10 protein-coding genes, 1 tRNA gene and 2 pseudogenes are annotated in these 12,887 nt (G+C 73.7%); 4 read left to right on the top strand and 9 right to left on the bottom strand.

The genetic code is table 11. From position 1 onward, the window contains the following. Window positions 1-8 precede the first annotated feature (8 nt). Window positions 9-1,910: a TRAFs-binding domain-containing protein gene (locus tag ABD437_RS18805; protein WP_344650145.1), complete on the bottom strand. Its 1,902-nt coding sequence runs from the start codon at window positions 1,908-1,910 to the stop codon at window positions 9-11. A 147-nt stretch (window positions 1,911-2,057) separates the two neighbouring features. On the opposite strand from ABD437_RS18805, the gene iolC reads away from it, so the two are divergent. Together iolC and ABD437_RS18815 are read left to right on the top strand one after the other, a co-directional pair. Then, window positions 2,058-2,993 carry a 5-dehydro-2-deoxygluconokinase gene (iolC, locus tag ABD437_RS18810; protein WP_344650146.1) on the top strand — a complete coding sequence of 312 codons (936 nt, stop codon included), beginning with the start codon at window positions 2,058-2,060 and terminating at the stop codon, window positions 2,991-2,993. Further along, window positions 2,980-3,891, top strand: a complete 912-nt coding sequence (locus ABD437_RS18815) for a Cgl0159 family (beta/alpha)8-fold protein (RefSeq protein ID WP_344650147.1) — start codon at window positions 2,980-2,982, stop codon at window positions 3,889-3,891. Before iolC ends, ABD437_RS18815 begins: the two co-directional genes overlap by 14 nt. Here ABD437_RS18815 and ABD437_RS18820 read toward each other — a convergent pair. Beyond that, window positions 3,881-4,654 carry a GntR family transcriptional regulator gene (locus ABD437_RS18820; RefSeq protein WP_344650148.1) on the bottom strand — a complete coding sequence of 258 codons (774 nt, stop codon included), beginning with the start codon at window positions 4,652-4,654 and terminating at the stop codon, window positions 3,881-3,883. The genes ABD437_RS18815 and ABD437_RS18820 overlap by 11 nt on opposite strands. A gap of 100 nt (window positions 4,655-4,754) precedes the next feature. On the opposite strand from ABD437_RS18820, the gene ABD437_RS18825 reads away from it, so the two are divergent. Further along, a complete protein-coding gene (locus ABD437_RS18825) occupies window positions 4,755-5,165 on the top strand; it encodes a rhodanese-like domain-containing protein (RefSeq protein ID WP_344650149.1) in 411 nt (136 codons plus the stop codon). A 4-nt stretch (window positions 5,166-5,169) separates the two neighbouring features. Here ABD437_RS18825 and ABD437_RS18830 read toward each other — a convergent pair whose 3' ends face one another. The 6 genes and pseudogenes from ABD437_RS18830 to ABD437_RS18850 all read right to left on the bottom strand — a co-directional run bounded on the left by ABD437_RS18830 (window position 5,170) and on the right by ABD437_RS18850 (window position 11,325). After that, window positions 5,170-5,397: a hypothetical protein gene (locus ABD437_RS18830; protein ID WP_344650150.1), complete on the bottom strand. Its 228-nt coding sequence runs from the start codon at window positions 5,395-5,397 to the stop codon at window positions 5,170-5,172. A 64-nt stretch (window positions 5,398-5,461) separates the two neighbouring features. Next, window positions 5,462-8,221: a SelB domain-containing protein gene (locus ABD437_RS18835; protein WP_425558184.1), complete on the bottom strand. Its 2,760-nt coding sequence runs from the start codon at window positions 8,219-8,221 to the stop codon at window positions 5,462-5,464. Further along, window positions 8,210-9,100 (bottom strand): annotated as a pseudogene (selB, locus tag ABD437_RS43045) (selenocysteine-specific translation elongation factor); the annotation flags it as partial. The gene ABD437_RS18835 and the pseudogene selB, both read right to left, overlap by 12 nt. Beyond that, the gene (gene selA / locus ABD437_RS18840; protein WP_344650152.1) at window positions 9,088-10,503 is read right to left on the bottom strand and encodes an L-seryl-tRNA(Sec) selenium transferase; all 1,416 of its coding nucleotides are present in this window, start codon (window positions 10,501-10,503) and stop codon (window positions 9,088-9,090) included. The gene selA and the pseudogene selB, both read right to left, overlap by 13 nt. 38 nt (window positions 10,504-10,541) lie before the next feature. Continuing rightward, window positions 10,542-10,637, bottom strand: a tRNA-Sec gene (locus ABD437_RS18845). A gap of 7 nt (window positions 10,638-10,644) precedes the next feature. Next, the gene (locus tag ABD437_RS18850) at window positions 10,645-11,325 is read right to left on the bottom strand and encodes an NADPH-dependent F420 reductase (protein WP_344650153.1); all 681 of its coding nucleotides are present in this window, start codon (window positions 11,323-11,325) and stop codon (window positions 10,645-10,647) included. A gap of 60 nt (window positions 11,326-11,385) precedes the next feature. On the opposite strand from ABD437_RS18850, the gene selD reads away from it, so the two are divergent. Beyond that, entirely contained in the window at window positions 11,386-12,378 is a 993-nt protein-coding gene (selD, locus tag ABD437_RS18855; protein WP_344650154.1) for a selenide, water dikinase SelD, read from the top strand. Here selD and ABD437_RS18860 read toward each other — a convergent pair. Beyond that, window positions 12,359-12,887: pseudogene (locus ABD437_RS18860) on the bottom strand (NrfD/PsrC family molybdoenzyme membrane anchor subunit); the annotation flags it as partial. The gene selD and the pseudogene ABD437_RS18860 sit on opposite strands and share 20 nt — an antisense overlap.

Consider the following 12,887-nt stretch of genomic DNA (forward strand, 5'->3'; position numbering starts at 1 on the left):
ACAGTAGATCAGGTGTGTCGTCGCCGGGTCACCGCTTCGAGCAACGGGGTGATCACCTCGTCGGAATCACCCCATTCGCGCAGCATCTTCAACTGGTTCGCCATGCTCGTGCACTGCTGTTTCGTGGCCTGGGCCGCGGCGACCGCGTACCGGTCCTTCGCGTCGCGGTAGGGAGCGTCGGCCAGGAGGTGCTCCTGGAGGGCGAGCTCCGCGAGCGTCGCCCGGGCCCAGCCGTCGGTGCCCGGTGCGCGTTCCGCCATGAACCGGACGACCGGCAGCAGGCGGATCGCGGCGGCCCGGTTGCGGTCGCGTTCGCGGTCGGGGAGGTCGGCGTGGTCGGCGAGCAGGCGCCGGAGCGTCACCGCGTTGACGCCGGGGTAGTAGTCGGTGGGGACGAGGTGGAAGCCCTCCTCGTAGGCTTCGGCGGCGGTCCGGAGTTCCGCGGTGGCGTCCTTGCGGGCCCGGTTGCGCCGGTTGGCGTGCGCCTTGGCGACGCTTCCGATGAGCCCCAGCGTCTCGGCCGAGCCCGGGTGCCGTTCGTTGAGCGTCCGGAGCCGCGCTTCGGCGTCCTCGAGGCTCGCGGCGGGCCGCCGGCCGGTGCGCACGAGGGCGTGCGCGTAGGTCTGCTGCAGGAGCTCGTTGTCGTGGCCGGCGTCGGCGTCGGCCAGCGGCCGCAGGATGTCGATCGCCGCGTCGTACCGCGCTCCCTCGACGAGGGAGAGCGCGGCCTTCAACTGGAGCGTGGTCCGGTCCTCCGGTGCGATGTTCGCATCCTGCGCCGCCTGTGCGGCGTCGACCAGGCCGGTCATGTCGTCGGTCTCGCGGGCCACGTCGACCATCTCGGCGAGGTCGAGGTTGGGGTCGGTCGTCTCCGGGAGCCCGACCAGGCGCAGCGTGCGGACCATGTCGTGGACCGGGCTGTCGACGTGGTCCTGGTTGCCGCGGTGCTCGCCGATCTCGGTCAGCGCCTCTTTGAGCATGCGCAGGCCGTCGAGCATCTGCTGATCGGTGATCGCCTCGGCCGCGCGCTCGTACGGGCGGATCGACAGCCGGGTGAGGTCGAACGGGATCGCCGCCGACCGCGGTTGGATCACCATCGTGCCCTGGCGCTGCGCGACGTGACGCACGCCCAGTTCCCAGAGCACGTTCGGGTTGAGCGTCGCCAGGTCGGCGACGACGAGATCGGCACGCAGCAGGTTACGGATCATCTGGGTGTCGATGACCGCGGGACGCGCCTCCGAGTCCGCCCGCACCGCGCGGTAGCCGGCGTCGGTCAGCGCGGGGAAGAGCAGCCGGTCCCAGGTGGCGTCGGACTGGTAGGGCTCGGTGCGTCGCGCCGGATCGGGTTTGTCGCCGAACGGCATCGCCACGAACGCCAGCGGGGCCTCGTCCTTGGTGACCAGCGGGTCGACCCGGAGAACGACGACGCCGTGGGTGTCGAGCTCCGCGGCCAACTCCTCCGTGTGGTTGCGCCCCCCGCCGTCGCTCACCACCAACCCGAGGATCTCGGTGTGGGCCTGGGAGTCACGCATCCGCAGCGCGGTGTCGACGATCCGGGTGTTGACCGCCCGGTAGGCCTCGTCGCCGGTGCCGGCCCTGGCTTCGCGGACGGATACCCGGCGCGAGCGCAGGACCCGGTCGAACCGGTGGCGCCACCCCGGCCGGTCGTCGACGCTCGCGGCGGCGAACGCCTTCCTGCCGCCGGTGACGACGACGGTCGCCGGGATGCGGTGCTTCAGCGCGGCCTCGAGGAACAGGATGTCGCTCCCGGCCGCGGCCGAGCCGATGAGATGCGACGGCCTGATGCCGGCGATCAGCCGCTCGATCCGCTGCTTGACGTAGGGCACGTTGGTGTCCGGAAAGGCACCGTCGCGGCCGCTGGTTCTTCGGCCGCCGAACACGACGATCATCGATCCCCCTCGAGCCAGCCCACCCCTGACTCACTTGTGGACTGACGATAGCCAGTGTCACGGAACGGAACAAGCGCGTGACCACTTGTCCGAACAACAGGGCATTGATAGTTTGTCAGGACAAAAAGACGAAGGGTGGGCTCCGGGATGTCCGCACCGTACGACCTGATCACGATCGGCCGGATCGGCGTCGACCTCTACCCGCTGCAGGACGGCGTCGGCCTCGAAGACGTCGAGACGTTCGGCAAGTACCTCGGGGGCAGCGCGACCAACGTGGCGATCGCGGCCGCGCGGCACGGCCGGAGGAGCGCCGTGATCACCGCGGTCGGCGACGACCCGTTCGGCCGGTACGCGCGCCGGGAGCTGACCCGCCTCGGCGTCGACGACCGCTGGGTCGCGACGATCGGCCACCTGAAGACACCGGTGACGTTCTGCGAGATCTTCCCGCCCGACCGCTTCCCGCTCTACTTCTACCGCGAGCCCGTGGCGCCCGACCTGATGATCGACGCGGTCGACGAGGCCGCCGTCGCCGAGGCCCGGATCTTCTGGGCCACGGTCACCGGCCTCTCCCGCGAGCCGAGCCGCGCCACCCACCACGCGGCCTGGCAGGCGCGGGGCCGGGCGCCGCTCACCGTGCTCGACCTGGACTGGCGCCCGATGTTCTGGCCGTCACCGGAGTCGGCGCGCGACGAGGTCGGAAAGGCGCTGGAGCACGTCACGGTCGCGGTCGGCAACCGCGAGGAGTGCGAGGTCGCGGTCGGCGAGGCCGATCCGCACCGCGCGGCCGACGCGCTGCTGGAGCGCGGCGTCGAGCTCGCGGTCGTCAAACAGGGGCCACGCGGGGTGCTGGCCAGGACCCGCGACGAGAGCGTCGAGATGCCACCGCACCCGGTCGACGTCGTCAACGGGCTCGGGGCCGGCGACGGGTTCGGCGGCGCGCTCTGCCACGGCCTGCTGGCGGGCTGGTCGCTCGAACGTACTGTTCGCTTCGCGAACGTCGCCGGCGCGATCGTCGCCGGCCGCCGCGAGTGTTCGACGGCGATGCCCACGACCGCGGAAGTGGAGCAGCATGTCCCGGCCTGACCTGGCGCCTCCGGCCGTCGACTTCGGGCGGCTGCGCCGGACCCGGTTCGAGAACCCGGACGCGATCGCCGCCGCGTTCGCATCCCGCACCCGCCGTCCGCTGGTGCGGGGCGACGGGCGGCTGTTCATCGTCGCGGCCGACCACCCGGCCCGGGGCGCGCTCGGCGTCGGCGCCGACCCGATGGCGATGGCCAACCGCTACGACCTGTTGCGACGCCTCGTGCTCGCGCTCTCGCGACCGGGCGTCGACGGCGTACTCGGCACGCCGGACGTCCTCGACGACCTCGCGTTGCTCGGCGCGCTGGACGGCAAGGTCGCGGTGGGCTCGATGAACCGCGGCGGGCTGCGCGGTGCGGTGTTCGAGATGGACGACCGGTTCACCGGCCACGACGTCGGTTCGATGGTGTCCGCCGGGCTCGACGCGGCGAAGCTCCTCGTCCGCATCGATCTGGAGGACGCGGGCACCGTCCGCACCCTGGAAGCGACCGCGCACGCGGTGACGGCGGCCGCGAACGCGCGGCTGCCGCTCCTGCTCGAACCGTTCCGCAGCGCCCGCCGGGGCGACCGGATCGTGAACGACCTGTCCACCGACGCGGTGATCACCTCGGTGGCGATCGCGTCCGGGCTCGGCGGCTCGTCCGCCTATACCTGGCTCAAACTGCCGGTGGTCGACGACATGGAACGCGTTCTGGAGGCCGCGACCCTCCCGACGCTGCTGCTCGGTGGCGAGGGCGGCGGCGACCCCGAGGTCACCTACGCCTCCTGGGAGCACGCGCTCGGGCTGCCCGGCGTCCACGGGCTGGTCGTCGGCCGGACGCTGCTCTATCCGCACGACGGCGACGTGGCCGGAGCGGTCGACGTCGCCGCCGCGCTCGTGCACGGAGCGCTCAGTTGTTGACGAGCGTGATCTCGAACGAGTAGTTGTCCGGGCGGTAGCAGTGGTGCCCGTACTCGACGGCCTTGCCGAACGTGTCGTAGGCGGTGCGGTCCATCGTCAGCACCGGGCCGCTGCGTTTGATCTCGAGCAGCCGGCTCTCCTCGGCGGTGGCCGCGCGCGCGCCGATCCGCTGCTGGGCGACCCGGATCTGCGTGCCCCGCCCGCGCAGCAGCTGGTAGAGCCCGCGGCTCGCCAGCGCGTCGGCGGTGAGATCGGTGTAGTCCTCGGGCAGGTAGTTCTCCATCACGGCCAGCGGCACGCCGTCGGACAGGCGCAACCGCCGGACGTGCAGCACCGGCTCACCGGCGGCGATCGAGAGCCGGTCGGCGACCACGTCGTCGGCGGGCACGATCTCGTGCACGAGCAGGTTGGTGGCCGGGCGCTGACCGCCCCGGTCGAGGTCGTCGTAGAGGCTGGTCAGCTCCACTTTGCGGGTGACCGGACCGTGCACCACCTGGGTGCCGATGCCGCGGCGGCGCACCAGCAGGCCCTTGTTGACCAGCTCCTGCATCGCGCGCCGGATCGTCGGCCGGGACATGTTCAGCCGCTGCCCGAGCGTGACCTCGTTCTCCAGCCGGGCGCCGGGCGCGAGCCGTCCGTCGACGATGGCCTGCTCGATGCGCGTGGCGATCTGGAAGTACAGCGGGATCGCGCTGGTGCGGTCGACGTCCAGGAACAGGTCCTCCGGGAGCGTCGTCGGCGTTGCGTCGATAGCGGCAGCCATGTCCCGGCCCTTCCAGCTGATTTTTGTCAGCAGTTTAGGACATTCTCAGGATGCGTTGGCCGGTCCGCCGGTACTTCGCACGTGAGGCAGGATAGGTCGTGTGCCGGACTCTCCGCGCGGCGTCGAGGCCGTGCTCGCCAAGGCCCGCGCCGGGCTCCATCGCCTGACGCCGACACAGGCGCGGGCGGCGGCCGCGCGGGGTGCGCTGCTCATCGACACCAGGACGGAGACGCAGCGGGCCGCGGCCGGCGAGCTCCCCGGGGCGATAGTGATCGACCGGACCGTGCTGGAGTGGCGGCTCGACCCGTCCAGCGGGGTGAACATTCCCGAGGCGGTGAGCTACGACCTGGAGGTCGTGGTCGTCTGCCGGCAGGGCTACAGCTCGGGGCTGGCCGCGGCCAGCCTCCGCGAGGTGGGGCTGTGGCGGGCCACCGACATGATCGGCGGGTTCGAGGCGTGGACCGCGGCCGGGCTGCCGGTGTCCGCGGGCCCGGCCGACGTCCGACGGTGAGGTCTCACGCGCCGCGGATGCGCAGAACGAACCAGGTCACCGCACACATGAGGACGAACAGCGCGCCACCGAGCACCGAACCGAGGAGCAGCGCCTCGGGAATGTCCGCGGTGGCCGCGTAGACATCACCGGCCCGGCTGGCGCCGAGCACGACGGCGATCGCGTAGAACAGCGGCGTGCGCTGGTCGAAGACCTCACGCACGAACTCGGCGACGGTTAAGCGGGGAGCCATGTCGATTACGGTAAGTGACGACGCGTCGATCCGGTGCGCTTCGTGAACATCGTCTCGACGTGTATCAGGACGCGTTGTTCGTGCTCGTGACCTCACGGCGGTCGTCGGGCAGGCGGCGGGTGCGCAGCTGCCGGTCGAGCAGCGCGAGGAGCGGGAGCACCACCCGGCGGCTGGTGTCCAGGGCCTGGCGGGCCTGACTCGTGGTGAACGGCTGATCCAGCGTGCGCAGCACCCGGACCGCGCGCTCGTCGGCGCCGGGCAGCAGGATCACGGCGTCGGCCAGGCGCAGCACCGCACCGGCCCGCTCCGCGGCGGCGAGCTCCCGCTGCCCCAGACCGAGCGCGGTGAGCCGACCGGCCTCCGGCGCGCGGAACGGATGGTCGGTGAGCTCGCCGGCGAGCGTGCCGAGAGCGTCGGCCACCGCGGCGGGCAGCGGCGGGGTCGAATCGCGGTCGACGACCCGGCCGTCGCGGACGGTGAGCGGGGGTTGGACGAGGGCCAGTAGGAGAATCTTGTCGGGAAGGTCCAGTGCGCGGCGGGCGGCGTCGACGGTGGGGCCGGGTTCCAGGCTGCCTTCGGTGCGGTGGTGGGCGAGCAGTTGGGCGAGGTGGGCCCGGAGGTGGGTGGCTCGGTCGGCGTCGATGAGCCAGTCGCCGGCGCGGCGGGCGTCGGGGGGTGGGGTGGCGCCGAGGCCGCGCAGCTCGGCGGCGCGAAGGATGCCCCGGGTGCGCACGACGTGCTCCCCGAGCGAGCGGGCGGCCGCGTCGGGGCTGGCGGTGACGGGGCGGTGGGCCGTGCCGCGATCCTCGGCGTGGGCCGGGGCCCGTGGTTCGGTGGTGCGGGCTGGGGCGTCGGGTTCGGTGGTGCCCGGTGTGGCGCTTGGTTCGGTGGTGCCGGGTGTGGTGCGTGGTTCGGTGGTGCCGGGTGTGGTGCGTGGTTCGGTGGTGCCGGGTGTGGTGCGTGGTTCGGTGGTGCTGCGTGTGGTGCGTGGTTCGGTGGTGCCGGGTGTGGTGCGTGGTTCGGTGGTGCCGGGTGCGGCGCCTGGTTCAGTGGTGCGGGTTGGGGTGCCAGGTCCGGTGGCGTGGGTAGGCGTTTCCGGTTCGGTGGTGTGCGGCTCGGCGGTCCGGGTGGCGGTGCCCGGTTCGGCGGCCTGGGCAGGTGCGCCTGGCTCGGTCGCATGAACGGCGGCAGGCTCGGGGCGGCTGGCGGCGCCCGGTTCGGTACCGGCCGGGGCGCCGGGCTGGGTGGAGGGGGCGGCGATGCCTGGCGCGGTGGCAGGGGTGGCCCCACCTGTATCGGTCGCGCGGGTGGTGGCACGTGTGTCGGTCGCGCGGGTGGTGGCGCCTGTGTCGGTCGCGCGGGTGGTGGCGCCTGTATCTGTCGCGCGGGTGGTGGCGCCTGGATCGGTTGCGCGGTTAACGGCGCCTGCAGCGGTTGCAGGGGTGGCGGCGCCTGTATCGGTGACGCGGGTAGCGGCGCTTGGTTCGGCGGCATGGCCCGAGTGGAAGGCTGCGGTCAGGGCGGCCAGTTCGGTGGCGCGGGCGGCGGCTGCTCCGCGGCGGGTGAGGGCGGGTGGGGTGGTGTCCAGGACGGTGATCCGGCCGATCACCCGGTGGGCACCGGGGTCGCGGAGCAGGGCTCGGTCCCGGGCGGCCAGCGGTAGTGGCGCACTCAGCGTGAGCCGGGCGAACTGCACCTGCGGCCCCGCGCCGTTCGCGCCCGAACCGGGCGGGCTTACTTCCTGATCGCTCAGGCCGCCGATCGATCCGTCGTAGGTGCTGCCGGTTTCGACATGGCGTGCCCCGCCGTCTTCGCCGTCGTACGCGTTGCCAGCTCCGGAGTCGCGGGCGCCACGGGTTCCGCCGCCACCCGTGCCGCTGGGTTCGGAGTCGGGCGCGCTGCTGGCTCCGCCGTTGTCCGCGCCGCCCGCGTCACTGAGCCGGCCGCCACGGTGTTCGCCGCCATGCGCGCCGCTGGTGCCCAGAGTGCGCGCGCCGCTGGCGCCGGGAGTGCGCGCGCCGCGGGCCTCGCCGTCGTGCGTGCCGCTGCTTTCGAGGCGCGCGCTGCTACTTTCACCGCTGCGCGCGCCAATCGCGCCGCCCGCGCCAACCGGGCCGCCCGCGCCAACCGGGCCGCCCACGCCGCCCGCGTTATCTGCGCTGCTCGGGTCAGCCGTGGTGCTTGGGTCAGCCGTGGTGCTTGGGTCAGCCGTGGTGCTCGGGTCAGCCGTGGTGCTCGGGTCAGCCGTGGTGCTCGGGTCATCCGTGGTGTTCGTGTCAGCTGCGATGCTCGGATCAGCCGCGCTGCTCTCGCGGACCGCAGCACTCGCGCGAACCGCGTTGCTCGCGCCAGCTGTGGTGCTCGGGCCAGCGGTGGTGCTCGCGCCGCCCGCGTTGCCCGCTTTGTCTGCGTTGTCCGCGCCGCCCGCGCCAGCCGCGCCGCCCGCCTTAACCGCGGTGCCCTCGCCCACTGCGCCGCTCAGCCGTGCTTCGTTGGTCTCCTTGCCCTGCGCGGCGCTGCGGCCCGGGTTGTGCGCGCCGCTCGTTTCGCGGTTGTGCGTGCTGCTGGGTTCGGGGCTGAGCGCGCTGTGGCCCGCGCGGTCAGGTGTCCTGCCGGTCGCCGGACTGGGCGCACCAGCGGATCCGGGGTCGTGGGTTTCGGGATCGTGCGTGCCGCTCCCCTCGGAGCCGCGGACCCGACCGCTTCCCGGGCCGCCGTGCGCACCGCTGGCCCCGGCATCATCGGTTCCCAGGGCCGGAAAGTGGTCCCATTCGAGCGGCCCCTGGGGCGCCGGAAAGGGACCGCTTCGGGGCAGCGGGCGCACGCGGACGGGGACGGCGGCTGAGCCCAGGTGCAGGGTCAGGGCCCCGGGGGCCGCATCCAGATCCTCGCCCTCGACACGGACGTCGATCACCGTGGTGGCATCCCAGACGCCGGGGGTGAGGAGCGCGTCGCCGCGGTGGACGTCGTCCCGGTCGACGTTGCGGAGGTTCACGGCCACGCGGGCCACGGCGGTGACCGTTTCGTGGGCCACGCCCAGGGCCTGCAGACCGCGGACGCGGACGCGTCGGCCGTTGAGGGTGAGGTCGTCGCCGACGTGCAGGGTGCCCGCGCTGAGGGTGCCGGTGACCACGGTGCCGCTGCCTCGGATCGTGAACGACCGGTCCACCCAGAGTCGCACCGGTGCGGTGACGTCCGGCGACGGCAACCGCGCCACCAGCTCCTCGAGGTGTGCGCGCAGCTCGTCGAGCCCGTCGCCGGTCGCGCCGCTCACCGCCACCGCGGGCAGGCCGTCGAGCGAGGTTCCGCGCAGGCGGGCCCGGACGTCAGCGATCGCGGGTGCCGGGTCGGCCAGGTCCGACCGGGTCACCGCCAGGACGGCGTGCGACACCCCGAGTGCGTCGAGCGCGGCCACGTGTTCGGCGGTCTGGGGCATCCAGCCGGAGTCGGCGGCCACGACCAGCATCGCGGCCGGGACCGGGCCGACCCCCGCCAGCATGTTCGGCACGAAACGTTCGTGGCCGGGGACGTCCACGAACGCCACCTCGGAGCCGCCGGGCAGGCGGGTCCAGGCGAAGCCGAGGTCGATCGTCATGCCCCGGCGGCGTTCCTCGGCCCACCGGTCGGGCTCCATCCCGGTCAGCGCCCGGACCAGCGTCGACTTCCCGTGATCCACGTGCCCCGCGGTAGCTACGACGTGCATCCGCCATCCCCACCCGAGCCCACGGCCCCGGAACAAGACCCCCCACCGCCCGAAGCGCCGCCGCCCGAAGCGTCGCCGCCCGAAGCGTCGCCGCCCGAAGCGTCGCCGCCCGAGACCGCAGCGGCGGCGAGCACCGCGCCACGAAGCACCCCGTCCGCGGACGGGGGAACGCAGCGCAGGTCCAGCCGCAACGCCCCGCGCTCCACCCGGCCCACCACCGGCGGCTCACCGGCACGCAACGCCGCCGCCCACTCCTCGGGCAGCGTCACCGCGAACGACGGCAGCACCACCCCGGGTGCGCCGCCGCCCCCCACCACCCCGTCGCTCGGCCCGGCGTCGGCCGGCACGCCGTCGGCACGCAACGCCGCCGCCAGCGCCTCGGCCCGCGAGCGCAGCGACGCCACGTCCACGTGCAGCGCCGACCAGGTCGGGGTCTCCGGCCCGGTCAGCGTGGCCTCCAGCGCGGCCAGCGTCAGTTTGTCCACCCGCAGTGCCCGCGCCAGCGGGTGCCGGCGCAGCCGCTCGACCAGCGCGCCGTCCCCGAGCAGCAACCCGGCCTGGGGGCCGCCGAGCAACTTGTCGCCGCTCGCGGTCACCAGCGCGGCCCCGGCGCGCAGCGCGGTGGCCGCGTCCGGCTCGTCCGGCAGCACCGGCGACGGCGCCAGCAGCCCCGATCCGATGTCGACGACCACCGGCACGTCCAGCGTCGCCAGCTGCGCGACCGGAACGTCCGCGGTGAACCCGGTGACCACGAAGTTCGACGGATGAACTTTCAGCACGAAGCCGGTGTCGGCGCCGATCGCGGCCCGGTAGTCGGCGAGCGTGGTGCGGTTGGTGGTGCCCACCTCGCGCAGCCGCGCGCCGGTGGATTCCAGCAGGTCGGGCAGGCGGAACCCGTCGCCGATCTCGACCAGCTCGCCCCGGCTGACCACGATCTCCCGCCCGGCGGCCAGCGCGGTGGCCGCGAGCACCAGCGCGGCCGCGCCGTTGTTCACGACGTGCACACCGCCGGCGTCGGGCACAGCCGCGGCGAGCGCGGCCACCGTCGCCCGTCCGCGCCTGGCCCGCCGGCCACTGCCCAGATCCATCTCGACGTCGGTCGCGCCGGCCGCCGCGCCCAGCGCCTCGACCGCGGCGTCGGAGAGCACGGCCCGGCCGAGGTTCGTGTGCAGCACGACGCCGGTCGCGTTGAGCACCGGGCGCAGCGACGTGGCCCGGCGGGGCAGGCCGGCCGCGGCCGCCGCGATGACCTCGTCGGGCGCCAGCGTGCCCGCCCGCGCGCGGGCCTGCGCCTCGACGACGGCGGCCTTCACCCGGGCGCGCCCGAGCCGGGCCACGTCGCCGGCGAGCCGGGGGTCGGCCAGCGCCACGTCGGTGCGCGGGATCAGCCGCCGTGAATCCATACCGGAACTCTATTCCGCCCCGGGTGGGACGGCGGGGATGGCGGAGACGGACGGGAATCGAACCCGCCTGACCGAGATCCTCGGCCACTACGGTTTTGAAGACCGCGGGGGGCACCAGCCACCCGAACGTCTCCCCGGCGACTACTGGTCCCGGTACCGTACCGCCTCGGCCAGCTTGCCCGTCAGGACGTCCGCGGTGACCCGGTAGCCGCCGCCGGTGAAGTCCGCCTCGGGCCCGGCGTAGGGGAGCACGTACGCGGCGGTGTCGCGCTGGAAGCGCCAGCCTTCGGCGAGCGGCCCGGCGTCGTAGGCGTCGTACCCGATCGAGTCGAGGAACCCGGCGACGGTGGCCTTGGCGGCGGCGTCGTCACCGGCGATCGGGAGCACCGTGCGCAACGGCTGCCCCGCCAGCCCGGCCAGGTGCTTCACGTAGATGTTGTTGAACGCCTTCACCACGAACGAATCGGGCAGATGGGCCTGAAGCAGCTCACTGGTGGTCGTCGATTCGTCGTCGAGCTCCGCGAATTGTCCGTCGCGCTCGGGGTAGTAGTTGTCGGTGTCGATGACGACCTTGCCCCGCAGCGGTTCCACCGGCACGTCGCGGTACGCCTTCAACGGGACCGTCACGACGACGATCTCCCCGGCCTCGGCGGCCTCCACCACGGTCGCCGCCCGTGCGCGCGGCCCGAGTTCGGCCACCAGCGACGCCAGCGTCTCCGGCCCGCGGCGGTTGCTGAGCACCACGTCGTGACCGGCGCCGACGGCCAGCCGGGCCAGCGTGCCGCCGATGTTTCCGCTCCCGATGAATCCGATCGTCGTCATGCCTGTCGCCAACCCCGCGGGCCGCGCCGACATTCCCTACGAACTGAATAGGTTATAACGATGACCACGTACCGGTTGACCCAGTACGCCCACGGCGGCGGCTGCGCCTGCAAGATCCCGCCCGGTGAGCTCGAGGACGCGGTGAAGGGCCTGATCGGCGACGACGTGCCGTCCGAGCACGAGCTGCTGGTCGGGCTCGACGACGGTGACGACGCCGCGGTGGTACGCACCCCGGCCGGCGCGGTCGTGGTCACCGCGGACTTCTTCACCCCGGTCGTCGACGACCCGTACGACTGGGGCCGCATCGCCGCGACCAACGCGTTGTCGGACGTGTACGCGATGGGCGGGCAGCCGGTCGTCGCGGTGAACCTGCTCGGGTGGCCGCGTGACGTGCTGCCGTTCGACCTGGTGCGCGAGGTGCTGCGCGGCGGGCTCGACGTGGGCCGCGCGGCCGGGTGCCACGTCGCGGGCGGGCACAGCGTCGACGACCCGGAGCCCAAGTACGGGATGGCGGTGACCGGGCTGGTGGATCCCGACCGGCTCCTGCGCAACGACGCCGGAGCACCCGGGGTGGCGCTCACGCTCACCAAGCCGCTGGGCATCGGCGTCCTGAACTCCCGCCACAAGCAGACCGGCGACGTGTTCCCGCAGGCCGTCGCGGCGATGACGACGCTGAACGACAAGGCGTCGACCGCCGCGCTCGAGGCCGGGGCGGAGGCCGCCACCGACGTGACCGGGTTCGGGCTGCTCGGGCACCTGCACAAGCTGGCCCGGGCCAGCGGCGTCACGGCCGAGGTGGAGGCGGCCGCGGTGCCCTACCTGGACGGCGCCCGCGACGCGCTGCGCGACGGGTTCGTCAGCGGCGGCACCCGGCGCAACCTCGACTGGGTGCGCCCCCACCTCGACGCCGGCGCGGTCTCCGAGGACGAGGCCCTCCTGCTCGCCGACGCCCAGACCTCCGGTGGCCTGCTGGTCGCCGGCGAGGTGCCCGGCTACCCGGTGATCGGCCGCCTGCTGCCCGCCGAGCCCGGCCTCACGGTGCGGATTCGCTGACCCCGCGCGCCAGGCGCTCGCGCTGGGGGCCCACCACGTACTTCGGGTCCTTTGTGGATTCCACCCCGGCGTGGAAGACGCCGAGGCGCTGGCCGAGGCTCCCGGCCAGCAGCGCCACCCCGGACACCACGGCCGCGGTGCGTGAGCGTCGCGCGAACAGCGCGGCGCCCACCGCACCGCCGGCCGTGAGCCACTTCGCCGCGGTGAGGTAGCGCCGGGGCTTCTCCTCGTGGAGCACGTCCCCGATCAGCCCGAGGCGCCCCTCCATCCGGTGCGACGCGAGCAGCTCGATCGCGGCCCCGAGAACGGCCAGCCGGCGCGCGGGCGACGCCTGCGCACGCGGAGCGAGGATCAGCCCGAGCCCCGCTCCGCTCGCCGCCGCGCTGCCGACGAACACGAACGGCAACTCGTCCTTCGCGGCGTTCCAGAACGGCACCGCGGTGTGCGAGATCAGCACCGCGGTGTACGACGCGATCACCGGCGCCACCGCGGCGGCGGCCAGCCCGTTG

Source organism: Cryptosporangium japonicum (assembly GCF_039524755.1).
Taxonomy (GTDB): Bacteria; Actinomycetota; Actinomycetes; order Mycobacteriales; family Cryptosporangiaceae; genus Cryptosporangium; species Cryptosporangium japonicum.

Coding starts and splice junctions, on each gene's coding strand:
- ABD437_RS18805 (WP_344650145.1), bottom strand. CDS start 1,910: ATGATCGTCGTGTTCGGCGGCCGAAGAACCAGCGGCCGCGACGGTGCC.
- iolC (WP_344650146.1), top strand. CDS start 2,058: ATGTCCGCACCGTACGACCTGATCACGATCGGCCGGATCGGCGTCGAC.
- ABD437_RS18815 (WP_344650147.1), top strand. CDS start 2,980: ATGTCCCGGCCTGACCTGGCGCCTCCGGCCGTCGACTTCGGGCGGCTG.
- ABD437_RS18820 (WP_344650148.1), bottom strand. CDS start 4,654: ATGGCTGCCGCTATCGACGCAACGCCGACGACGCTCCCGGAGGACCTG.
- ABD437_RS18830 (WP_344650150.1), bottom strand. CDS start 5,397: ATGGCTCCCCGCTTAACCGTCGCCGAGTTCGTGCGTGAGGTCTTCGAC.
- selA (WP_344650152.1), bottom strand. CDS start 10,503: ATGGATTCACGGCGGCTGATCCCGCGCACCGACGTGGCGCTGGCCGAC.
- ABD437_RS18850 (WP_344650153.1), bottom strand. CDS start 11,325: ATGACGACGATCGGATTCATCGGGAGCGGAAACATCGGCGGCACGCTG.
- selD (WP_344650154.1), top strand. CDS start 11,386: ATGACCACGTACCGGTTGACCCAGTACGCCCACGGCGGCGGCTGCGCC.